Source organism: Parvimonas sp. D9, from assembly GCF_035282565.1.
GTDB lineage: Bacteria > Bacillota > Clostridia > Tissierellales > Peptoniphilaceae > Parvimonas > Parvimonas micra.
Genome location: NZ_JAYKBM010000086.1, coordinates 1 through 339, shown reverse-complemented (window position 1 = coordinate 339; position 339 = coordinate 1). Strand labels below are relative to the sequence as shown.

General features: G+C 38.1%; 1 protein-coding gene. It reads right to left on the bottom strand.

The window, feature by feature from the left end; translation table 11 throughout:
* Positions 1-194: membrane protein insertion efficiency factor YidD (gene yidD, locus VJI94_RS08130; protein WP_324008983.1), on the bottom strand; the 194-nt coding region annotated here is incomplete at its 3' end.
* Between the last annotated feature and the right edge of the window lie 145 nt (positions 195-339).

The window sequence follows — 339 nt, the reverse complement described above, 5'->3', positions numbered from 1 at the left end:
CTGCACTTGCTGATTCTTTTGATGGATAACCATCCACCTTTGAACAATCCATGCTTTTGTAAAGCCTCTACCGCATATTGCGAACAAGTTGGTGTGAATCTGCACTTGGGTCCGATATTCGGTGAGATTACGTATTGATAAAACCGGATGAGCAGAATAAAAGGATAGCTTACTATTTGAAGGAGGAGCTTCATGGGTGTGAATGATCAATGGTGAGTAGTCAGTAATGAGTGTATTGTTTATGTGTTTATTCTTTTGATCAGCTTCTCTATTCCTTCTTTCATTTTTTCTCTGACCAATGTATAGTCGGGTAACTCTTTGTCTAAGTAAAGAAAGAAA